The organism is Nocardia brasiliensis ATCC 700358, assembly GCF_000250675.2.
GTDB classification, from domain to species: Bacteria; Actinomycetota; Actinomycetes; order Mycobacteriales; family Mycobacteriaceae; genus Nocardia; species Nocardia brasiliensis_B.
The window spans coordinates 9,101,807-9,123,758 of the sequence record NC_018681.1 but is presented as its reverse complement, the minus strand read 5'-3'; the positions used below and the strand labels follow the sequence as shown (position 1 = coordinate 9,123,758).

The following is a 21,952-nucleotide window of genomic DNA, read 5'->3' as shown; positions in this document are numbered from 1 at the left end:
CCTCGGCGGACGCGTTCATGATCAGGGGGAACTGACCGCGGCGGTTACTCGAACGATGCCGCCACCGGTTCCTCCTGATCATGAACACGCGCGACCAGGGGGTGCGCAGCCGCCGAGGAGCCGCCGGGTGGGACGATGACGAGCGTGTCTGCGGTCCGTCGGTTTCCTGTGGTGGCGGATCTGACGTTGGTGACGGCGGGTGCGATGACCGCCAACGTGGCCGGCTACCTGTTGCAGCTGCTGGCGGGGCGATGGCTGGGCGTCGCCGGATACAGCGAGTTCGCGAGCCTGCTCGCGGTGCAGCTGCTGTGTGCGGTGCCCGCGCTGGCCTTGCAGAACGTGGTGGCGAGGGAACTGGTCCGGGGCGCGAGTGCCGCCGCGTTGCGCGGGTTGCAGTGGCGGTGCGCGGTGATCGTGGCGGTGGTCGTCGCCTTGCTGATTCCGGTGGTGACCGCGGCGTTGAATGTCGGCGTCGCCGCCTGCGCCGCGGCGTTGTGCGCGGCCCCAGCCCTGGTGCTGCTGTCCGGTGAACAGGGAGTGTTGCAGGGCGGCAGGCGGTTTCGGGCGTTGGGCGTCGTGCTCGGCGCGGCTGGTATCGCCAGGGTCGCGCCCGCGCTCGTCGTGCTCGCCGCTGGGGGTGGCGCGGCGCCCGCACTGACCGCGGCGGCGGCGGGTATCGCGGTGGCGGCGGCGTTCGCCAGGTTCGTCGCGGGCTCGCCCGCCCCGCGCGACCGCACCGCCGACGTGGACGAAGACGAAGTGGTGCAGGCCATCGGGGTGCTACCGGTGCTGCGGGCCGCGCAGGTGCAGGCGGCGCTGATGGCACTGTCCTCCGCCGATCTGATCGTCGTCCGCATGGTCCTGGACGACGCGGACGCCAGCCGTTACGCGCTGGGCACCATCGCGGCCAAGATCGCGTTCTGGTTGCCGCAGGCGGTCGGTGTGGTGCTGTACCCGCGGATGGCGCAGCCGACCCATTCGGCGCGCGCGATCCGCTCGGCGCTGGCCGTGCTGTCCGGCATCGGCATCGCCGCCGTGCTGTGCGCCGCCCTGGCCGCACCGATCGCGCCCGTGCTGGCGGGCCAGGACTACGCCCCCATTCAAGGACTGCTGTGGCTGTTCGCCTTGCACGGTGCGATCCTCGCCGTGCTCCAGGGCGCGATGCTGTCCGCCATCGCCGTCGACCGCACCGCCCTCGCCGCCCTGACCTGGTTGGGCCTGGCAATCGAGGTGACGCTGATGGTCGCGTTCGCCCGCTCGATACCCGCCCTCATCACCACCGCCGCCGCATGCGCCGCCACCACGACCCTCGTGGTCGCGGCCATCGTCCTGCACACCGCAGCACGCGACCGCCACCAGACCCACTGACGCCTCCGAGATAACTACGGCGGCAACGCCTCCCCGCCCCGCGCACTTCCTGTCATCCCGCGCGCATGTCGTTCAGCTGACACGCGCGCGGGGTGACAATAGGTGCGCGGGGTGAGGTGAGAGGTGTGCGCGGTGGCATGAGCGCACGGTGACGTGAGGTGCGCGTGATGGTGTGAGGTGTGCGGGGTGGCATGAGGTGAGCGCCGACACCTCCCGCGCAAGGTCGGCGTCCGCCCGCTCGGTGTCAGCGGCAGTGTCAGGTGGCTGTCAGGGCGGTGTCAGGCGACCCGGCGAAAGTACATCCATCGAACAAAGCGGCCGGCGCCAACGGGGTTCCGACCACTGCCACAAACGATTTCGAGGAGTACCAGACATGAGCACCATCACCAGCACCCTGACCGACCAGGACAAGGCCACCCTGCGCACCGCCGCCTACGGCGCGGTATCGCTGATCGCGGCCGCCGGCGCGCCGCACAAGGGCATCGCGCAGGGCTCCACCGCCTTGACGTCCGCGACCGGCCTGGTCGGCCATGTGCTCGCAGCCAAGTCCCGGGACATCCACCTGCCCGGCAAGTCCGTCGCCGAACTCGCCGACCAGGTGCTGCCCGCCCTGACCGCGGCCATGCACCTGCTCGGCGAGCAGTACCCGGCCGAGGCGGGCAACTTCCGCGACACCGTCCTGGTCGCCGTCGACGCGGCCCAGTTCGGCAAGGGCACGCCCGCCCCCGCCGTCGCGGCAATGGCCCGCAAGATCGTCGCGGCCCTCGACGCCGCCTGACCATGCACCGGACCGACTGTGCCGCGGGCTCCTCTCCGGACCCGCGGCACAGCGCGTGCCGTGCCGTCCATCGGGTTCGGCGTCGCGTGACGGATGGACGGATCGGCTGTGTTGGGGGTTCCCACTGTGGACCTGCGGCACAGCGCGTGTCGTGCTGTCCGTCGGGTTCGGCGTCGGTTGACGGATGGGCGGGGCCAGCTGTGTCGCGGGTTCCATTGCGGACTTGCGGTACAGCGCATGCCGAGACGAGAGTCGTACTCGGCGCTGGCTGACCGAGGCACCGGATCGGCTGTGTTGCGGGTTCGACTGCGGACTTGCGGCACAGAGCATGCCGAGCCGTCCGTCGAACTCGACGAGGCGCCTATGGTGCCGGCGGTCTGCGTTCGGCGATGGTCCAGACTTCGGCGCGGCCCCGGTGCATGGCCGGCGATGTCGCGGGGTGGCCGACGGTGCCCCCGGGTACTCGCTCGGTAACCACCCCGCACAGCGTATCGCCCCTGGTGAAAGCGGCTTTGGCCTACGATGGCGCGCATGATCACTGCTGTGCACACGCTGGTGTACGCGACGGATCCGGAGGCGGCGCGGGCTTTTTTTCCGTGACGTGCTGCGCTGGCCGCATGTGGATGCGCACGGGGGCTGGTTGATTTTCGGGACCGGTCCGAGCGAACTCGGTGTGCATCCGACCGACGGCGCGCCGGTGCACGAGATTTCGCTGATGTGTGACGACCTGGCGCAGACCGTCGCCGAATTGGCCGGTCGTGGTGCGGAATTCGCGGGTGAGATCGTCGATCGCGGCTTCGGCCGGTGTATCGACCTGCGGGTGCCGGGCGCGGGCACGATGTTGCTCTACGAACCGCGACACCCGGTGGCCTACAAATGAAACGGCCCCCGGTCGAGGACCGGGGGCCGAATCACGGTGCTACATCACGGTTGTTTCGTGATCTTGATCTGTTCGGTCGGCGGATCGTTGTCCACCGGCCGCGTCCCACCGGCCGCGGCCGAACCACCGGAGCGCCGGTTCAACGGCCCGCCGCTGCCCGCCGGGGCGGCCGCGGAGCCGCCGCGCACGCCGAGGATCACGCCCACGATCAACGCGATCACGCCGAGCACACCGAGGATGATCGGCATGATCCGGCCGTACAGCGACAGCTTGTCGATGTTCTCCTTGGCCACCGCGATCTGCGACTCGATGGTGTTCTCGTTGAAGACGATATGCGACTTCAGCGCGCTGACCTCGGGCTTGTCGCCGGAGCGCGCGTAGAACAGGTGCAGCTGCTCGCCACCCTTGATCACGGTGCCGGTCTCCGGCTCGACCCACACGTCGCGGGTGTTGCTGTACCAGCGGGCCATGGTGACGTCGCCCTCGCCCTCGACGCCCCACTTGGCGGCCGGGAAGGTCAGCTTGTTGGTCGGCGCGGGCACCACGTCGTAGAGGTTGGTCGCCGGGATGGTCTGCTGGAAGTGGTAGACCTTCAGGCTGTTGATCTCGGTTTCCTCGACGAAGTTGATGTCGTAGGTCTTGCGCACGTTGAGATCGAAGTACGGGTAGGTCTTCTTCTCGGTACCGATCGGGAAGCGGTACTGCAGGCCGGTGTGCTGCACCGGGTCGGCGACCGACTGCATCTCCTTGTTCACCGTGACCGCGATCGAGCCGTTCGGCTCCTTGTCGACCGGCTCACCGGTCTTGCGGTCGATGGTGACGCGGTCGATGGTCGCGGTCAGCAGGCCGGTGTCGCCCTGCTTGTCGGTGCGCCGCAACGTCGAACCCGCCTGCACCGTCATCTCGGAGGCATCGGAGGGCTCTTCGACGGTGAGGAAGCGCTGCGAGACCAGGTTGACGTCCTTGTCGATCTTCGCGACGCCGTCGCCGGTGAGCGACTTGGAGTCCAGCACGAGACTCTCTTCACCGGGTTGGTTGGTCGCGATCGTGGTGATCTCGAGATCGAGAGGAGTCTTCGCCAGTTTGCCGACGGTGTATGTCGGGATCATCAGCGCGGCGACGATCAGCAACGCGCCGAGACCCACGAGCAGGCAGGCCACCGTCCTTCTGGTTCCGGCACTCAGTGCCATGCAAACTCTCCTCGTCGTAGAACAGGGTCGTTCCGGCGAGTGCCCCGGGTTCAACCCCCGTGGCACTCGTGAGCCCCGACACTAACAGTCCGATGTCGTACCATGCGGCGTCGAGGCCGGAAACGGCCGAGAAATCGCCCGAGTTTAGCGCGAAATGTGAAACGTAGAGTTATCACCTGAAAATCGGCAAGGCAGACTGGAGCCCGATGACCGCAACGCTGCCCACCGCCGACACGACCGTTCCACCGGCCGCGGAATCCGTGCCCGCGCGCGCATTTCTCCCCGCGCTGGAAGGTATGCGCGGATTGGCCGCGCTCGGAGTGTTGTTGACGCACGTAGCTTTTCAGACCGGTGCGGCCAATACCCCCGTGCTCGGACGGGTCTGGGGACGGTTCGACATGGCGGTCGCGGTGTTCTTCGCGCTCTCCGGTTTCCTGCTGTGGCGTCCGCACGCGACGGGGGCGCGCGGGCTGGGACCGGCCCCGTCGGTGGGCTACTACCTCCGGCATCGCGCCGCGCGCATTCTGCCCGCGTACTGGGTGGTGGTGATCGCGGTGCTGGTGCTGCTGCCCGGTGCGGCCGGGACCGCGGGCCTGCGCGTGTGGGTGTCGAATCTGGCGCTGCTGCAGGTATTCGTGCCGTTGACGCTGACCGATGGGCTGACCCAGATGTGGAGCCTCTCGGTGGAGGTGGCCTTCTATCTGGTGCTGCCGTTGCTCGCGTTCGCCCTGGTGTGGTTGCGCGGGAACGCCGCTCGGTACCGGGTTCCGGTGTTGCTCGTATTCGCGGCGGTGTGCCTGGGCTGGAACTTCATTCCGGTGCCGACCCCCGATGCCATCCATTCCGATAATTGGCTGCCCGCATATCTGCCGTGGTTCGCGATGGGAATGGTGCTGGCCGAACTGTCACTTCATAGCGAAAAGCTATCGAAAGGTTGGCGGGTGGCGGGGAATCAGCCGCTGATGTGGGCGGTCGCGGCGGTCGCGTTCGGCGTCTCGGCGACCGATGTCGCGGGCCCCGCCGGACTGACCCACGCGCAGCCGTGGCAGTACGCGGCGAAGATGGGTCTCGGCGCGATCATCGGCTTCACCCTGCTAGCCCCGCTGGTACTCGGTGCGCCGGGCCGGTCGCACCGGTGGCTGGAGTCCCGGGTGGCCGCGACCGTCGGGCGCTGGTCCTACGGCATCTTCATCTGGCATCTCGCGGTGCTCTCGGTGGTCTTCCCGGTCTTCGGGATCCTGCCGTTCGCCGGCGATTTCGGCTACGTCCTCGTGCTCACCATCGCGCTGACCTTGCCCGTGGCCGCGGCCAGCTATGCGTTGATCGAGGAGCCTGCCCGGCAGTGGATGCGGCGCTGGGACCGCCCGAAGCCGCCGCGCGAACTCGAGGAAGAGGACCGGCTCGCCGCCCCGTGAGCCGGATTGCCTTGCGCGCCAGCTGTCCAGCCGCGCGTCAGCTGTCCAGCTGGAGGTGCATATCGCGCAGATGATGGCGCAATTCGTGCAGGGTGTGCAGCGCGAGCCAGCGCACCGAACGTTCCTGGCGCTGCGGGAAGCTGTAGATCAGGGTGCGCTCCCAGTCCTCGTCCTTCAACCGGTCCAGCACGTTGGCGAACAGCTGCGCGGCGTCGCGGAGCTGCCTGCCGACATCCGACGGACGCTGATCCGCGTAGCCGTCGTGCTCGACGCGTTCGTCGCGGCCCATCGGCGTCGCTTCCGGGGTGTCCCAGCGGCGGGCGGCGAGCGCGCGTTCGCGTTGCACGAACAGCACATCGCGCATGTGACAGGCGTATTCGAGCGGCGACCACACCTCGGGCGCCGGGCGTTGCCGTAGTTTCGGCGAATCGGTGAGGAGCAGGTCGGCGTATTCGACGGCGTGCTCGGTGGCCAGTGACGCCACGTCGGTCGCGCGGGTCAGGTCGTACACGAAACCACATTCTGCACAGGTGTCCACGCCGGGCCACATTAGCAACGAGGTCCGTTGCGCCGCAGCCTGAATCGATACCCGGCCGGTCAGTTCTTCCGGCGTGCGGGCGGCAGCGCCGCGACTCCGACGGCGACCACGGCGAGCAGCGCGGGCAACTGTGCCCAGAGCGAGCCGCCGAGATAGCCGTCGCCGGAGCGCCACGGCCCGGTGGACAGCACCGCCGCCGACAGCACGGTGCCGACGCCCGCGACGACGACCAGCGCACGCGCCGCATATCGGGGACGGAACCGGACGGCCGCGAGTGTGCCTGCGGTGAGCAAGGTTCCGACCGGACCGGCGATCACCGTCGCGGCCGCGGCGAGCCCGAGCGCCCCGAGCCAGCGGGTGCCCCACGTGCGCGGCGCGGAATCCGGCTCGTCGGCAGGGGCTTTCGGTGATGCGGCTGTGTCGCGCGGGATGTGGGGTTCGTCGGCACCCGCTCTCAGTGTCGCGGTGGTATCGCGCGCGGTGTCCGACGGGTCGGCATCGGCTTCCGGCGTCGCCGCTGTGTGGGTCGTCGGGTCCGGTACGTCGGCACCGGTTTTCGATGGCGCGCCTGTGTTGGGCGTGGTGTCCGGCACTTCGGAGTCCGGTGCGGCGGTGTTTTCGGGCGCGGTATCCCCCTGGGCGGCAGCCTTTTCCGAAGTACGCGTACGGCGAGGAATCGCGAGGAAGAACAGCGGGAGCAAGAGCAGCAGCCCGCCGAAGATCCCGAGGCGATACCAGCGGTCGATCGGGAACGACACCGTGACGGACCCGCGCGCGTCGGCCGGGACCAGCCAGGCCTGCTGCCAGCCGTCGACGACCACGGGCTCCAGCGCACGCCCGTCGGCCGTTTTCGCTTGCCAGCCGACGTTCGTGCTCAGCGGCAGCACCAGCACGCGGGTGCTGCGGTCCGCCGGGTCCGCGGCAGTTAAATCGGTGCGGTCCAGGCGAAGCCGGTCGACGAAGAACAGGTCGGTCGGGCCGACGGTGACATCCGCCCGGCCCGGTGCCAGCCCGAGCGCGCCGGAATCGGACTGCGGCGCGGCGTCGTCCGGGCACACCCGCGCGGGAACCGGTGCGCCGGAGCGCAGCTCGTCCGCGGTGGCGGTGACCGAGGTCTGGCGGATCTGCCCGTCGACGGTGATCGTCGGTCCGAGCGCGCAGGGGACGGTGATCTCTCGGTCCAGTGGTGCGGGGGCCGGGTAGCCGGGGCCGAGCACCTCGACCTCGGCCAGACCGGGCGGTTGCGAGAGTACGAAGCCGAGCGCGGTCTGGTCGAGCACCGGCCGCCAGGATTGCAGACTGAGTTCGATGCGATCGGTCACGGTGGGGTGCAGCGAGATCCGGCGCGGGGTGCCGGGGTCGCCCGGTTCCAGTTCCCGCACCTGCGGTCCGTCGCCCAGGTTCACCACCACGGCGGTGGGCGTGGCCGGGAGTCCACCCAGCGGCGGCGTCAGGTCGAGGCCCGTCACCAGCGCGGGTTCGGGAAGTTCGAGTGTCAGTGTGGGTTTCGGGCCGGTCAGCGCGCGCACCGAGTCCTCCGGCGCGGTCCAGCTGGTACGCGGATCGCCGTCCGTCGCCGCGAACGCCGCTCCGCGCAGGTCCCCCACGTCGGCCTGGCCGCGGGCGACCGGCCGGTCGGGGTCGGTGAGCAGCGCCTCCAGCGCCGGGCCCTGTCGAGTGCGGACGGTCAGTTCGGGTGTCACCGACATCGGCTCCGGCACCGAGAGGGTGCGCTGGAACGTGCCGGGCTCCTCCGGTGCCAAGGCCAGTCCCTTGCTGCAGCGCACCCGGTTCGGCGAATCGAAACAGCCACTGCGACCGGGGAATTCCTGCCCGAGGTCCCAGCCGCGCACTTGTGCTCCGGGCTGCGTCGGCGGCAGCACGGTCCGGTGCCGGATGTCGACGCGGACCGGCTGGTCGCGCACGGAGTAGTCGTCCAGTGTCAGCTCGCTGATGCCGAACTGCCCGCCGCGCTTGCCGGTTTCGGTGCGGACGGCGGTGATGGTGACCCAGGTGGTCTTGCCCGCGGGCAGCGAAACCGACACCGGCGTACCGGGTTCGGGAATCCTGGTCGTCACGGTGCCGTTCGCCGTGCGTACCTCCACCCATTTCACCGGGTCGCCGATGGCGGCCGCGCTGGTGCTGAAGGTGAGCTGCCCGGCCTTGACCGGCTGGTCCAGCTCGAGCCGGAGCCACTGGCCCAGTGCGTGTTCGGTGCCGTTGCTGACCCAGGCGGTCGCCGGATCGCCGTCGACGGCGGCGGCGGTCGAGCTACCCGGCGCGGCACCGCCGAGTTGCGTGGCATCGGCGGCGGAGCTGGACGCCGTGACGGTCGCCCCCGACCACTCCCCGCGCACCGGTTCCGCGCCGTCGACCGGGTAGTCGGGCACCAGGTTGTGCGTGCGGCGGGCGTCGCCGGGCGCGCGCAGCGCCGAATTGTGGTTGTCCACCCGGCCGAAGTCGGCCTCGCGATCCATCGGGGTGTCGGTGACGGTCAGCGGTCCGATCGGCAGCCCCGCCCGCACCGCGTCGGCGGCGAGCAAAGCCGGGGTATCGGCCGTGCCGGGATCGCGGCGCAGACGTTCGAGCACCTCGGGCCCGCCTTGGACGACCGGCATCGTATCGAGCGGCACCGTGTACGCACCCGGGAACGATTGCGGCGCACCGGCTCCGCTGCGCACTTCGGCAGGCGTGCCCGGCGCCGGAGCGCCCACGCGATAGATCTCGACCGCCGGGTAAGCGGGGCGCAGATCGCCGTCGGCGACGAGATCTTCGGCGATGACCGCAGATTCGATCGGTGCGCCGAATTCGGCGACCTTGGTCAAGCCCGGCGAACCCTCGATCGCCCGGTGCGCCAGCATCGGCCGGGTCGAGCGCGAGGTCTCGGCGTCGAGGTCGTTGCGCAGCACCAGGATTCCGATGCCCTGTCCGGCCAGTGTGCGGGCCAGGCCGGTGGACGGCCTGCCGTCGGCGATCAGTCGCTGCACCGAATCCATGGCGCGGATGGTGCCCGGCGGGTTCAGCGGCACCGAGTCCCGGACCGCCCACGGCGTGCTCGCCAAGGCCTGCAACGGTTCGTCCCGGGTCAGCCCCCAGACCTGGCTGCCGAACGGCGCACCGGGCACGACCAGCGCTCGGGTGTCGGCGGCGTTGTCGTGCAACCACTGCGCGGTCTGCTCCCAGTACGCGGGCACCCGGTCGTAGGCGCCGCGCGGTGCCAGCCGGCCGGTCCAGGCCAGCGACGTGGCCAGGGTCAGCGCGGTCAGCACCAGGGCGGCGACGGCGACCACCCGGTCCCGCTCGGGATGGGCGAACGCGCTGCGCCACACCGGCATCGGCACCGAGGCCGGCAGCGGCACCCGGGCCAGCAGCTGGGCGAGGCCGAGTACCAAGGGAATTCGGATCAGCGGCTCGAGTTTGTGTACGTTGCGCAGCGGCGCGCCGCCGGAGTCCAGGAACAGCCGCACCGATTCGGCGAACGGACCGCCCAGCTCACCGACGTAGCCCGCGCAGATGCCGACCAGGCCGACGCAGAGGATGAGCGCGAGCCGTCCCCGGTACGGCATGGACCGCAGGGCAAGCCCGGCCATGCCCGCCGCGGCGAGCAGCCCGGTGGCGAGTACCGCGGCAGGCTGGGTCACCAGGACCGCGCCCGCGATGCGTTCCGGCGAGACGAACGGCGTCCAGCTGTCCGTGCCGCGCAACACCTCGGCGAGCGAGGCCCATTGCGTTGTCACGCCGGAGGATTCGATGTAGTCCAGGAACGGCGGGCTCACCTTGCCCAGCAGGAGCAACGGCACCGCCCACCAGAACGTGGCGAGCACCAGCAGCGGCACCCAGGCTCGGGTGAACCGCCACCATTCGCGATTGGGCCGGTAGGAACCCCACCAGAGCAGCGCGGGCAGGAACGCGGCGACCGTCGCGACCGCGTTGACCGACCCCATCAGGGCCAGCGCGAGCGCGCTGCCCGCGGGGGAGACGGCCCCGCCGCGCCGCCGGGCGCGACCGCGGAGCCCGAGGGCGGCCGGCGCGAGCAGCACCCACGGGGCCAGCATCATCGGCAGGGTTTCGGAGGAGATCGAGCCCAGCGTCGTGAGCACGCGCGGCGAGAGCGCGAAGGCGAGCGCCGCGACGATCCGGGAGCCGCGAGTGCCGATGCCGAGGGTCTCGCACAGCCGGACGATGCCCCAGAATCCGGCGAGCAGCAGCAGCGCCCACCAGATCCGCTGGGTCGCCCAGGCCGGCACGCCGAGCGCATGTCCGGCCGAGAAGAAGGCGCCGTGCGGGAAGAAGTACCCGTACGCCTGGTTCTGCACCTGGCCCATCGGAGCCTGGCTGCTCCACAGATGGCTGGCGCGTTCGAGGAAACCCAGCGGGTTCTGCGCCAGGTCGTATTTGGTGTCCGCGACCGTGCGCCCGGGAGCCTGCAGAAAGGTCAGCAGAAACGCGGCGAGAACGGTTCCGGCGAACCAGCGTCTACCCAGCGGCGCAGTACTGTGCCGCCGCGACGCCGCGGCCGGTGCGAGCGAGTCGGCGGTTAGGGCCGAGGTCAGCGACTGCCGTACTCGACGTTGTTCAGCAGCGACGAATCCTTGTCGCCGCTGCGGTCGATGTCCGGACGCGTGTTCTGCTGCACCGCAACGGTCACGAGGAGCACCGCGATCACACCGAGCACGGCGCCGCCGACAGCACTCGCAACACCAGGAACAGCAAACTTCATTGCGGCACTCCAATACATCGATGCAGGCACATTCCCGGTCAACCTAGCAGCCCGCTCGCCGATTCGGTGCGTTCAGCCCGTCGATTCCCCGGTGATAGTCGATGGGTATCGCCGTGTGCGGCGCCGTTGCGCGGTCAGTGGGCGGGGATCGCGCAGTGCAGGCTGCCGAGCAACGTGCGGAGTTTGGCGGTGGTCTCGTCGAGTTCGGCCTTGGGGTCCGAGGCGGCGACGATGCCGCCGCCGGCGTAGGCGTGCACCGTGCGGCCGTCCGCGGACAGTTCCGCGCAGCGGATCGCCACCACCCAGGAGCCGTCGCCGTGCGCGTCGCACCAGCCGACCGCGCCGCCGTAGAAACCGCGGTCCTCTTCGAGGCCGGCGATGGTCTCGAGCGCCAGGTCGGTCGGTGTGCCGCAGAGGGCGGGCGTCGGATGCAGCAGCAGGGCCAGCTCGAGCGCAGTGGTCGCGGGGTCGCGCAGCGTGCCGCTGATCGGCGTGGCGAGGTGCCAGACCTCGTGGGTTCTGACCAGTTCCGGGCCGTCGGGAATGGACAACTCGGCGCAGACCGGTCCCAACCGGTCCCGGATCCAGTCGATGACGAACGCGTGCTCGTCCCGGTTCTTGCCGCTGGCCAGCAGGTCGCGCGCCTGGGCGGCGTCGGCGTCCGGATCGGCCAGGCGGGGCACGGTGCCCGCCAGCGGATGCAGGGTGACGGTCCGGCCGCGGCGCTCGATCAGCACTTCGGGGGTCGCGCCGACCAGCGTCGCGCCCGTGCGCCCGGCCGCGCTCAGGTCGACCGCGAACACGTTCGCGTGCGGATGGCGCGCGAGCAGATGCGCGGCGACCACCTCGGGGTCCAGCGCCGACGCCGCCTCGGCGAGGATGGAGCGGGCCGCGACCACCTTGCGCAACGGCTGCGCCGGATCGCCGAGCTGCTCGACCAGCTTCGTCACTCGCGCGATATGTTCAGCGGCACTGGGGATTTCGGTGAGGAACTGGACCGCGGGCAGCTCCGGCAACGCCGCGGGCCGCCACGGTCCCGCCGTGTGCTCGGCCTGTTCCGGCACGGTCAGCGCGGCCGGTTCGCGCGGATCGAACGGCAGCGCGCCGACGATCAGATCGGCACTGCCCGCACGCAACGCGGCGACCGCGCGTTCGGGTTCGCGGAAAGCGATCCGGCTACCGGTAGCCCGGACCACCCCGCCGGGCTGAGCAAGCAGGAATCCGTCCATAGTCTTTCGACCCTAACCCCGCTCGGGCAGCCGCAGCGGCCCGCGTGACGGCATTCACGGCCGCACCGCGCCCGCGCTCCAGACCCGTATGCGCGCAGCGACTTCCGTGCCCGCGAGCGGGTCAGCGGGATTTGGCCGCGGGCTCCTTGCCGGGCGGAACCATGAGGACCGGACGGTGGCAATGCTTGAGCACGGCGTCGGCCACGCTGCTGTGCATCAGCGCGCGGATGCCGGTGGCGCCCCTGGTGCCCGCGACGATGATGTCCACGTCGAGATCGTCGGCGCATTCCACGATCGCGTTCCAGATGGTCGTCGTGCATTCGGCGGTGCGCGCCTCGGCATTGAGCCCGGCGAGCTTGGCCAGGCGCACGCCCTCGGTATTGATGGTGCGCGCGTCGACGTAGGCGACGTCCTCGACTTCCTCGTCGGGCACCCATTCGGGCTGCATCACCCCCGACAGCCCGGAGAGGCGGGCGGCTTGGCGCACCATCGGCTCCCACGCGGTCAGCACGATGGCTCTGTCCGCGCTGAGGAATCGCCCCGCGTATTCGATGGCGCGCTTGGCGTTTTCGGAACCGTCGTAGGCAATGAGCATCAGATCGCACGGCACGATGGACCTCCTGGTGGGAGTCTCCCGGCTACAGGTCAAGGTTACCGTGGGAAACGCGCGTTCACCTGCTGGCGCGCGGGATCGGACCTGCCACTCGGAAAGGGTCCGGCGGCCCACCCCACCGTGCCGTAACGGCGCTCGAACAGTACCGTTGACCGTCATGCGGAAGACGCCCCTGCTCGTGTTCGTCGTGCTGGCCGCCGTGGCGACGGCCTGCTCGAGCGGCGGCGACGGCAGTCCCACGCCGTCGCGCGCGGTCATCCCCGAGACGGCCACGCAGCCGAGCTCCACCCCGAAGCCGGACTGCACCGCGGGCTACCTCGCGCAGTTCACGCTGCGGCAGAAGCTGGCGCAGCTGTTGACGGTCGGTGTCGCCGACCGCGCCGATGCCGCGAACGTGGTGCAATCCGAGCAGGTCGGCGGCATCTTCATCGGCGGCTGGACCGATCCGTCGCTGCTCGGTGCGGGGCAGATCGAGCAGGTCAAACAGGCGGCGAAGGTGCCGCTGATGGTCACCATCGACGAAGAAGGCGGGCGGGTCTCCCGTGTCCGCTACCTGATCGGTCCCGCGCCGTCGGCCAGGACGACGGCGCAGAGCGTCACACCCGAGCAGTTCTACGAAGCGACGCTGACCCGGGGTCGCGCGTTGAAAGACATCGGCATCACGGTGAATTTCGCACCGGATGTGGATGTGAGCGCGCAGCCCGACGATTCCGTCATCGGCGACCGCTCCTTCTCCGACGACCCCGCGGTGGTCACCCGCTACGCCGATGCCTACATCCGCGCCATGCGTGAGGTCGGGGTCGGCACGGTCATGAAGCACTTCCCCGGCCACGGCTCCGGCTCCGGCGATTCGCATCGCGGCGCGGTCCGCACGCCGCCGCTGGACAGCCTGCGCACCGTCGATCTCGTCCCGTACCGGGACCTCATCGGTTCCGGTGCCGGGGTGATGGTCGGCCACCTGGACGTGCCGGGTCTCACCACGCCGGACGTGCCCGCCAGCATCAGCCCCGAGGCGATGGCGCTGCTGCGGGAGGGAACCGGCTACGGCGCCGCGCCGTTCCAGGGCCCGATCTTCACCGACGATCTCAGCGGCATGGCGGCGATCACCGACCGGCTGTCCATCGAGGACGCGGTGGAAGCCGCGCTGGTCGCCGGGGCGGACAACGCCCTGTGGATCAGTACGGACGCGGTCTCGACGGTGCTAGACCACCTCGAGGAAGCCGTGGCGGCGGGACGGTTGCCCGCGGCGCAGGTGAACGCTTCGGTGTTGCGGATGGCGGCGTTCAAAGGTGTGCTGCCGCGCTGCTGAGTGCGCGCGGCGGCATTGGTTCCGCGACTGGGGAGCAAATCCGACCCGCGGAACTTACCTTGGAGTAATATATGAGATTCACCATTGGTAGGAGAGCGGATGGCGGGCGGAACGAAGCGACTTCCTCGGGCGGTTCGTGAGCAGCAGATGCTCGACGCCGCCGTCGAGGTGTTCTCGCGGAAAGGCTTCCACGATACGTCGATGGACGCCATAGCCGCCGAGGCGAAGATATCGAAACCGATGCTGTATCTCTACTACGGCTCCAAGGACGAACTCTTCCGCGCCTGCATCCAGCGCGAGGGCCTGCGCTTCATCGAATCGGTGGTGCCCGCGGGTAACCCGCAGCTGTCCCCGCACGAGCAGGTGCGGGTCGCGCTGGAGGGCTTCCTCGGCTACGTCGACCGCAACCGCCGCTCGTGGCAGGTGCTCTACCGGCAGGCCATCGGCCAGCAGGCGTTCGCCTCGGAGATCGAGAACGCCCGCGAGCGGTTCATCGAGCTGACCGCCAAACTGCTCGAATCCAGCGCCAAACATCCGGAGCCGGGCACCAACTTCGACGTCGTCGCGGTCGCGGTGATCGGCGCGGGCGAGGCCATCGCCGACCGGGTGGCCAGCGGCCGGATCGAGGTCAGCGAGGCCGTCGATCTGCTCGACGATCTCGCCTGGCGTGGTCTGGCCGGGCGCAAGAAGACGGAATAGCGGCACCGCGGCGGGTGTACGGACGGGTAACCGGCGTGTAGCGGTTGCCGCGTCGCGGGCGGCCTGTCAGAGTGCGGGGGTTCAACAGGCACAGACCGGCTCCGACGAACGAGCCGGGAGGAAACGGGGCGGAATTTGTTCGGGTTGCTCAGGCCGTGTGCGCACGGGGCGGCGAAGTACGGCATCGATGCGGCACAGTGGCGCAGCCATCTGTGCGGACTGTGTCTGGGGTTACGGGACGAGCACGGCCAATTGGCCCGTGCCACAACCAATGTCGACGCCATCGTGCTGAGCGTGCTCACCGAGGCGCAGGCCGGCGGTGCGGTGCAGCGCACCGCGGCCGGGCGGTGTGCGCTGCGCGGCATGCAGCGGGCGTCGGTCGCGTCGGCGAGTTCGCCCGGGGTGCGGCTGGCCACCACCGCGTCACTGTTGCTGGCCTCGGCCAAGATTCACGATCATGTGGCCGACGGCGACGCCGGCGTGCTGGCCCGCGCGCCGCTCGCGCAAGCCGCGACCCGCTGGGCCGGGCAGGCGCGGCTGAGTGCGCAGCAGATCGGCCTGGATGTGGCACCGCTCGTCGCCGCGCTCGGCGCGCAGTCGCGGCTGGAGCGGGCGGCCCAGGAACTCGCGGTGGTCGATCGCACCGACGCGCTCACCTCGCTGACCATCCCCACCCAGCTGTGCGCGTCCGAATTCTTCGCCCACACCGCGGTTTTGGCCGAGCGGCCGGAGAATGTCGACGCGCTGCGCGCGGCCGGCTGGCAGTTCGGCCGGATCGCGCACCTGGCCGACGCGGTTCAGGACTACGAGCAGGACCTGGCACGCGGGCGATTCAATCCGCTCGCGGCAACCGGCACCACCATGCCGCAGGCCTACGACCTGCTGCGGGAATCGGATGCGCGACTGCGGGAATCGGTGGCCGATGCCGAACTCGACCAGGTGCCCACCGTGCGCTGGATGCTGCTCGATCCGCTGACTTCGGTGCTGCGCAAGCTCACTCGCGGTATCGGCGCGGCGGTCGCGCACAACTGCGCCGTCACGCCCGAAGACGCGGCCGCGGTGCCCCGGGCGCAGCGCACCGGTCATCGTCCGCCGACCCGGCGGCCGGGTATCGGCGAGTCGCTCACGCTGATTCTCGGGGCCTACTGCACCGGTTACGCCTGCTGTGCCGACCACACCCAGCCGTGCACCGGCGAACGCAAGGACGCCTGGATCAAGAACTGCGATTGCAGCGGCTGCAGCGACGGTGGTTGCGGTGGCTGCTGTGAATCCGACTGCTGCGGTTGCGACTGTTGCGGTTGCGATTGCAGCTGCTGAACGGTTCTGCGGTGCAACGCTTTACGTGTTGCGTGCGCGAACCGAACGGCCCGGCAAACGAACTGCGCCGCACCCCTCGAAAGAGGTGCGGCGCAGTGGCTTTCGTCCGTCAGCGCAGCGTCGCGGTGAGGTGCGGGTAGCCCTTCTTCGGGTTGCGCAGCGCCAGATCCCAACCGCCTTCGACCTGGTCGGTGTACACATTGACCTTGGCGGGCAACAGGATCGGCTTGCCGAACTTCACCGTGTAGGTGGCCTTCGCGGGCACCCGGCCCTCGATCTCGCCGAGCAGGTGCGCGGCCGACCACATGCCGTGCGCGATCGGCCGGGCGAAGCCGAGCGCCTTGGCGCCGAGCTTCGACACGTGGATCGGGTTGTGGTCGCCCGACGCGGCCGCGTACTGGGTGATCGTCTTCTGATCGATCTTCCACACGCGTGGCGTCGGCGGGGCCGCCTCCTCCGGTTTGGGTTCGGGCTTCGGCCCACCCGAGAGGGAGGTGCGCTGCTGGTGCAGGAACGTGGTGACCTGACGCCACACCAGTTCCCGGCCGACGCTGATCTCGCTGATCGCGTCGACCAGCAGCCCCTTCGGGTGCTCGCGCAGATTCTCGATGTGCGACCGGATGTCCAGCGGCTCGCTCACCGAGATGTCGCGCGTCCGCTCGATCACGTTCTCCGCGTGCACCGCGCCCACCGCGACGAACGGGAAGTCGCGCTGCACCACCAGCTGCATCACGATCGGGAAGGTGAGGATGAAGGGGTAGGTCAGCGGCAGCGCGTCGCCGAACCGCAGCCCCGTCGCCCGGCAGTAGGCGGCCAGGTGCTCCGGATCCACCTGCAGTCCGTCCAGCTGGATCGCCCGATCCGGCAGCGCCGACTTGCGCGCCGAGACCAGCGGCAGCGGCACCGCGCCCAGCGCGGCCTTGAGGTAGAGCGGGCCGTTCTTGGGCGGTTCCGTCAGCGTGATCATCTGGGTCATCATGCTCCGATCAGGCTCTGCCCGCAGACCCGAACGATGTTGCCGGTTACCGCGTTCGACGCCGGGCTGGCGAAGTAGGCGATGGTCTCGGCGACGTCGACCGTCTGGCCGCCCTGCAGCAGCGAACTCATCAGGCGGCCCGCCTCGCGGGTGGTCAGCGGGATGGCGGCGGTCATCGCGGTCTCGATGAAGCCGGGCGCCACCGCGTTGATGGTGATGCCCTTCTCGGCCAGCTTCGGGGCCTCGGCGTTGACCATGCCGATGACGCCGGCCTTGGACGCGCCGTAGTTGGTCTGGCCGCGGTTGCCCGCGATGCCCGCGATGGAGGACACGTCGATCACGCGGCCGCCGTCCTTCAGCGCGCCGCGCGCCACCAGGCCCTCGGTGATCCGGTGCGGCGCAGCCAGATTCACGTTGAGCACCGAGTTCCAGCGGCCCTCGTCCATGTTGGCGAGCAGCTTGTCCCGGGTGATGCCGGCGTTGTGCACCACGATGTCGATGCCGCCGAAGCGCTCGGTGGCGAACTCGGCCAGCTTCTCCGCGGCGTCGGGCGAGGTGACGTCGAGCGCGAGCGCGGTGCCGCCGACCTTGTTCGCGGTCTGCGAGAGCGCCTCACCGGCGGCCGGGATATCGGCGACGATCACGGTCGCGCCGTCGCGGGCGAACACCTCGGCGATGGTCGCGCCGATGCCGCGCGCGGCACCGGTGACCACGGCGACCTTGCCGTCGAGCGGGCGGTCCCAGCTGGCGGGCGCGGTGGCGTCGTCCTTACCGACCCGGATCACCTGGCCGTCGACGAAGGCCGACTTGGCCGAGAGCAGGAAGCGCAGGGTCGACTCCAGGCCGGTCGCGCCGGTCGACGCCTCGGGGTGCAGGTAGACCAGCTGTGCGGTGGCGCCGCGCAGCAGTTCCTTGGCCACCGAGCGGGTGAAGCCCTCGAGCGCGCGCTGGGCGATCTGCTCGTCCACCGACGCGGCCAGCTCCGGGGTGGTGCCGATGACCACGATGCGGCCGGACGCCGCGATGCTGCGCATGGCGGGCTGGAAGAACTCGAACAGCTGCGAGAGGTCTTCGATCGAGCCGATGCCGGTCGCGTCGAACACCAGCGCGCCGTACTTGGTGCCCGCGCTCGCCGCATCGGCGAAGGTGTAGTCCGTCAACAGGGTGCGCAGCGGTTCGGCGACCCGGCCCTTGCCACCGAGCAGCACCGGGCCCGGGAGCGCGGGCTCGCCCTGCTTGTAGCGACGCAGATGCTCCGGCTGCGGCAGCCCGAGCTTGCTCGCCAGGAACTGACCCGGGGAGGAGTGTACGAACGATCCGTAGAGGTTGGGCGCACCCTTGCTCTTGCTGGCTGCCACGGTCCCTGCCTTTTCTGTGTGGTCGGCGGCGTGCACGGTCCCTGCCAAGCTACCGCCGCCGGGGACTGTCGCTCACGCCGCGATTCTGTACTCGGGTCTGCCGTTTCCCCGGCATTCGGTCTGCTCACGCACATTTGCGGGGGTACGGTGTCGACAACAAACTTACTCCAGAGTAAGTTTAATGTAAACCAATCGCGACGGGGCGCCGATCTGTGGAGAACTTCCACGCGGACTCCGGAGCGCCGGACATCCCCAACGAGACCTGGAGACTCGAGTGACAACCAAATCCCGTTCGGCGAAGAGCACCGCCAAGACCGGTAAGACCGCCCGCCCGGTCGCGATCGTGGGCGGCAACCGGATTCCGTTCGCTCGCTCCGACAAGGCCTACGCGCACGCGTCCAACCAGGACATGTTCACCGCCGCGCTGGACGGCCTGGTCAGCCGCTTCGGCCTGCAGGGCGAGCGGCTCGGCATGGTCGCCGGCGGCGCCGTGCTCAAGCGGGTCGGCGAACACGGCATGATTCGCGAGAGCGTGCTCGGCAGCACGCTCAGCCCGTACACCCCCGCGCACGACCTGCAGCTCGCCTGCGGCACCGGCCTGCAGGCCGTGGTCACCGTCGGCGACGCGATCGCGGCGGGCCGGATCGAGGCGGGCGTCGGTGGCGGCACCGATACCACCTCGGACGCGCCGATCGGGGTCAGCGAGGGCATGCGTGAGTGGATGCTCGACGCCAACCGCGCCAAGTCCAACAAGGACCGGCTCAAGCTGGTCGGCCAGCTGCGCCCGAGCATGCTGGGCATCGAGATCCCGCGCAACGCCGAGCCGCGCACCGGGCTGTCCATGGGCGAGCACGCCGCCATCACCGCCAAGGAATTCGGCATCGCCCGCGAGGCGCAGGACGAACTCGCCTACCTCTCGCACAAGAACATGGCGGCCGCCTACGACCGCGGTTTCTTCGACGACCTGGTCACCCCGTTCCTCGGCCTGACCCGCGACGACAACCTGCGCCCCGGCTCGACCATCGAGAAGCTCGCCACCCTCAAGCCGGTCTTCGGCGTGAAGGCGGGCGACGCCACCATGACCGCGGGTAACTCGACCCCGCTCACCGACGGCGCCTCCGCTGTGCTGCTCTCCAGCGAGGAGTGGGCCGCCGAGCGCAAGCTGCCGGTGCTCGCGCACCTGGTGGACAGCGAGGTCGCGGCGGTCGACTACATCCACGGTCCCGACGGCCTGCTGATGGCGCCCACCTACGCGGTGCCGCGCCTGCTCGCCCGCAACGGCCTGACCCTGCAGGACTTCGACTACTACGAGATCCACGAGGCGTTCGCCTCCGTGGTGCTGGCGACGCTGGCGGCGTGGGAATCCGACGCCTACTGCAAGGAGCGGCTCGGCCTCGACGGCGCGCTCGGCTCGATCGACCGCAGCAAGCTCAACGTCAACGGTTCGTCGCTGGCGGCCGGGCACCCGTTCGCCGCGACCGGCGGCCGCATCGTGGCCTCGACCGCGAAGATGCTGGCGGAGAAGGGCTCCGGCCGCGCGCTGATCTCCATCTGTGCCGCGGGCGGCCAGGGCGTGGTCGCCATCGTCGAGCGGTAAGGCTCGCGAAACAGGAAGTGCCAGATGGTGTCCGGCCGTGCGGCCGGACACCATCTGTGTTCAGCGCACCAAACTCGTTCGGGCGGCGGCGAATCGGACCAGCGCGGGCGCGACGCGACCGAAGACGTACTGCAGGCGGGCTTCCGGAGTTACCGGGACCACGTCGCGCTGCTGGCGCACCGCCCGCACGATCTGATCGGCCACCTTGGCGGGCTTGTATCCGCGCAACCGGTACAGCCGGTCGTAGCGTTGCTGCCTGCGCTGCTCTTCCGCGGCCGACACACCGGACATCCTGGTGTTGCGGACGATATCGGTGTGCACGATGCCGGGGCAGATGGTGCTGACACCGATTCCGCTGCCCGCCAATTCGGCACGCAGACAGTCGGAGAACATGAAAACCGCTGCCTTGCTGGTGGAATAGGCGCTGAAGGCCTGCTGCGGGGTGTAGGCCGCCATGCTGGACAGGTTGACGATGTGCCCGCCCGCCCCGCGCTCGGCCATCGCGCCGGCAAAAGCCCGGCAGCCGTTGACGACGCCGTGCAGATTCACCGCGAGCACGCGGTCGAACTCGGCCGACGGAGTGTCCAGGAAGCGCCCGGCCTGCCCGATGCCCGCGTTGTTGATCAGGACGTCGGGCACGCCGTGTTCGCGCAGCACCGAGTCGGCGTGCTTGCGCACCGCCGATTCGTCGGAGACATCCAGTTCATAGGCGTGTCCCTGCCCACCCGCCTGGGCGATCAGCGCCACGGTCGCCTCCGCCGCGATGTCGTTGACATCGGAGACCACGATTTCCGCGCCCGCCCGGGCGAACGCCAGCGCGGTCGCCCGGCCGATACCGCTGCCGCCGCCGGTGATCACCACGAGCTGATCCTCGAAGGGCTTGCGCGGCACGCCGATTCGGGACCGGCGCAGGGTGCGCGCCGGCGGCGCACCGGTGACCGTGTCGATCAATTCGACGGTGGCCGCGGCGAGCAGCCGCGGATGCGAGAACGGCAGCCAGTGCCCGCCTTTCACCACGCGCAGCCAGACCTGCTCGGCCCAGCGGTCCTCGTCGGCGTAACTCGATTGCCGCACCGCCGGATCGCGGGTGCCGACGATGATCTGGGTGGGCACCGAGGTGAACTGCTCGCGGTTCCGAAACGGGTTCGCGGCCCAGGTGGAGCGGTAGATACGCAGCCCGTTCGCCATGTCCGTGGTGAAGCTCGGCGCCAGATGGATCTGTTCCGGCGCGGCGCCCTCGGCGGCGGAAAGCGCGGCGCGCCAGCGCTCTTCGCTCATCCCGAGCTTGATCGCGGCCTGCGGGAGCACCGGCAGCGCCAGGAAGGTCGAGTAGGCGAAGGAACCGAGTTGCGCCAGCGGCAGCGCGATATTGCGCGGTGTCGGCCGGGCCAGGCGCCGCCGCGCCCACTGGGCGACGTGCGCGATATGCGGTCCGGACACCGACGTGAACGAGGCGATCAAACGTTGCGCGTCGGGGCCGCAGACGATTTCCCAGGTCGCGACGCTGCCCCAGTCGTGGGCGAGCACGTGCACGGGCGCGCCGTTGCCGAGGGCCTCGATCACCGCGACGTAGTCCGCCGCCAGGTTCGTCGTCGAGATGGCTTTACTGCCAGGCGGGTTGGTCGACGCGCCGTGCCCGCGGTTGTCCACACGCAACACGCGGAATCGTTCGGTCAGTTCCGGCACCACGCTGTCCCACAGCCGATGCGAGTCCGGCCAGCCGTGCAACAGCAGCACCGTCGGGCCGTCCGGATTGCCCTGCTCGTACACGGCGATATCGACCTCGCCGTTGCGCACCACATGCTTTTCGGCCATGGATTCACCCCACTATCCGGGCCGCGAGCCCCGCGGTCCGTGGACGTAGTTGTCCGCCTCATTCTGTCTGAGACGGTGCGATTCGGGTAGTCCCCGGTTGCCGCGATGCAGGGCTGTGTGCTGCTGTGAGGTTTGTCATGAATGTCCGTC

At 69.9% G+C, this 21,952-nt stretch carries 16 protein-coding genes and 1 pseudogene; 8 read left to right on the top strand and 9 right to left on the bottom strand.

Annotated elements, in window-relative coordinates:
• The first annotated feature begins 135 nt into the window (after window positions 1–135).
• From O3I_RS40840 to O3I_RS40830, 3 genes and pseudogenes are all read left to right on the top strand, one after another.
• The gene (locus tag O3I_RS40840) at window positions 136–1,368 is read left to right on the top strand and encodes a polysaccharide biosynthesis protein (RefSeq protein ID WP_051066858.1); all 1,233 of its coding nucleotides are present in this window, start codon (window positions 136–138) and stop codon (window positions 1,366–1,368) included.
• A 373-nt stretch (window positions 1,369–1,741) separates the two neighbouring features.
• Window positions 1,742–2,146: a hypothetical protein gene (locus tag O3I_RS40835; protein WP_014988938.1), complete on the top strand. Its 405-nt coding sequence runs from the start codon at window positions 1,742–1,744 to the stop codon at window positions 2,144–2,146.
• A 531-nt stretch (window positions 2,147–2,677) separates the two neighbouring features.
• Window positions 2,678–3,026 (top strand): annotated as a pseudogene (locus tag O3I_RS40830) (VOC family protein).
• 44 nt (window positions 3,027–3,070) lie between these two features.
• Here O3I_RS40830 and O3I_RS40825 read toward each other — a convergent pair.
• Window positions 3,071–4,216, bottom strand: coding sequence for a DUF3068 domain-containing protein (locus O3I_RS40825; protein WP_041563190.1), 1,146 nt, complete (start codon window positions 4,214–4,216; stop codon window positions 3,071–3,073).
• Window positions 4,217–4,422: 206 nt separating this feature from the next.
• On the opposite strand from O3I_RS40825, the gene O3I_RS40820 reads away from it, so the two are divergent.
• Window positions 4,423–5,631, top strand: coding sequence for an acyltransferase family protein (locus O3I_RS40820; protein ID WP_014988935.1), 1,209 nt, complete (start codon window positions 4,423–4,425; stop codon window positions 5,629–5,631).
• A gap of 37 nt (window positions 5,632–5,668) precedes the next feature.
• On the opposite strand, the gene O3I_RS40815 is transcribed toward O3I_RS40820, so the two are convergent.
• The 5 genes from O3I_RS40815 to O3I_RS40800 form a co-directional block, all read right to left on the bottom strand.
• Window positions 5,669–6,142, bottom strand: a complete 474-nt coding sequence (locus tag O3I_RS40815; protein ID WP_014988934.1) for a DinB family protein — start codon at window positions 6,140–6,142, stop codon at window positions 5,669–5,671.
• Window positions 6,143–6,228: 86 nt separating this feature from the next.
• Complete coding sequence (locus tag O3I_RS40810; RefSeq protein ID WP_237748436.1) at window positions 6,229–10,653, bottom strand: alpha-(1->3)-arabinofuranosyltransferase; 4,425 nt, start codon at window positions 10,651–10,653, stop codon at window positions 6,229–6,231.
• Between the two features lie 65 nt (window positions 10,654–10,718).
• On the bottom strand, window positions 10,719–10,889 hold the full coding sequence (locus O3I_RS44370) for a DUF2613 domain-containing protein (RefSeq protein WP_014988932.1): 171 nt from the start codon (window positions 10,887–10,889) through the stop codon (window positions 10,719–10,721).
• Between the two features lie 134 nt (window positions 10,890–11,023).
• Window positions 11,024–12,118: an isochorismate synthase gene (locus O3I_RS40805; protein WP_014988931.1), complete on the bottom strand. Its 1,095-nt coding sequence runs from the start codon at window positions 12,116–12,118 to the stop codon at window positions 11,024–11,026.
• Between the two features lie 121 nt (window positions 12,119–12,239).
• A complete protein-coding gene (locus O3I_RS40800; RefSeq protein ID WP_014988930.1) occupies window positions 12,240–12,728 on the bottom strand; it encodes a universal stress protein in 489 nt (162 codons plus the stop codon).
• Between the two features lie 160 nt (window positions 12,729–12,888).
• On the opposite strand from O3I_RS40800, the gene O3I_RS40795 reads away from it, so the two are divergent.
• The 3 genes from O3I_RS40795 to O3I_RS40785 all read left to right on the top strand — a co-directional run bounded on the left by O3I_RS40795 (window position 12,889) and on the right by O3I_RS40785 (window position 16,056).
• Complete coding sequence (locus O3I_RS40795; RefSeq protein ID WP_041563187.1) at window positions 12,889–14,040, top strand: glycoside hydrolase family 3 N-terminal domain-containing protein; 1,152 nt, start codon at window positions 12,889–12,891, stop codon at window positions 14,038–14,040.
• Window positions 14,041–14,139: 99 nt separating this feature from the next.
• A complete protein-coding gene (locus O3I_RS40790; RefSeq protein ID WP_014988928.1) occupies window positions 14,140–14,739 on the top strand; it encodes a TetR/AcrR family transcriptional regulator in 600 nt (199 codons plus the stop codon).
• Between the two features lie 144 nt (window positions 14,740–14,883).
• A complete protein-coding gene (locus O3I_RS40785) occupies window positions 14,884–16,056 on the top strand; it encodes a DUF5685 family protein (protein WP_237748213.1) in 1,173 nt (390 codons plus the stop codon).
• Window positions 16,057–16,165: 109 nt separating this feature from the next.
• On the opposite strand, the gene O3I_RS40780 is transcribed toward O3I_RS40785, so the two are convergent.
• Together O3I_RS40780 and O3I_RS40775 are read right to left on the bottom strand one after the other, a co-directional pair.
• Window positions 16,166–17,032, bottom strand: coding sequence for a MaoC family dehydratase (locus tag O3I_RS40780; RefSeq protein ID WP_014988926.1), 867 nt, complete (start codon window positions 17,030–17,032; stop codon window positions 16,166–16,168).
• Entirely contained in the window at window positions 17,032–18,390 is a 1,359-nt protein-coding gene (locus tag O3I_RS40775) for a 3-oxoacyl-ACP reductase (RefSeq protein ID WP_014988925.1), read from the bottom strand. The genes O3I_RS40780 and O3I_RS40775 overlap by 1 nt, the downstream gene beginning before the upstream one ends.
• 274 nt (window positions 18,391–18,664) lie before the next feature.
• On the opposite strand from O3I_RS40775, the gene O3I_RS40770 reads away from it, so the two are divergent.
• Window positions 18,665–19,987, top strand: a complete 1,323-nt coding sequence (locus O3I_RS40770) for an acetyl-CoA C-acetyltransferase (RefSeq protein WP_014988924.1) — start codon at window positions 18,665–18,667, stop codon at window positions 19,985–19,987.
• A 60-nt stretch (window positions 19,988–20,047) separates the two neighbouring features.
• On the opposite strand, the gene O3I_RS40765 is transcribed toward O3I_RS40770, so the two are convergent.
• On the bottom strand, window positions 20,048–21,802 hold the full coding sequence (locus O3I_RS40765; protein ID WP_014988923.1) for an SDR family oxidoreductase: 1,755 nt from the start codon (window positions 21,800–21,802) through the stop codon (window positions 20,048–20,050).
• Window positions 21,803–21,952 lie beyond the last annotated feature (150 nt).

Coding starts and splice junctions, on each gene's coding strand:
- O3I_RS40835 (WP_014988938.1), top strand. CDS start 1,742: ATGAGCACCATCACCAGCACCCTGACCGACCAGGACAAGGCCACCCTG.
- O3I_RS44370 (WP_014988932.1), bottom strand. CDS start 10,889: ATGAAGTTTGCTGTTCCTGGTGTTGCGAGTGCTGTCGGCGGCGCCGTG.
- O3I_RS40795 (WP_041563187.1), top strand. CDS start 12,889: ATGCGGAAGACGCCCCTGCTCGTGTTCGTCGTGCTGGCCGCCGTGGCG.
- O3I_RS40820 (WP_014988935.1), top strand. CDS start 4,423: ATGACCGCAACGCTGCCCACCGCCGACACGACCGTTCCACCGGCCGCG.
- O3I_RS40805 (WP_014988931.1), bottom strand. CDS start 12,118: ATGGACGGATTCCTGCTTGCTCAGCCCGGCGGGGTGGTCCGGGCTACC.
- O3I_RS40780 (WP_014988926.1), bottom strand. CDS start 17,032: ATGACCCAGATGATCACGCTGACGGAACCGCCCAAGAACGGCCCGCTC.
- O3I_RS40790 (WP_014988928.1), top strand. CDS start 14,140: ATGGCGGGCGGAACGAAGCGACTTCCTCGGGCGGTTCGTGAGCAGCAG.
- O3I_RS40840 (WP_051066858.1), top strand. CDS start 136: ATGACGAGCGTGTCTGCGGTCCGTCGGTTTCCTGTGGTGGCGGATCTG.
- O3I_RS40825 (WP_041563190.1), bottom strand. CDS start 4,216: ATGGCACTGAGTGCCGGAACCAGAAGGACGGTGGCCTGCCTGCTCGTG.
- O3I_RS40765 (WP_014988923.1), bottom strand. CDS start 21,802: ATGGCCGAAAAGCATGTGGTGCGCAACGGCGAGGTCGATATCGCCGTG.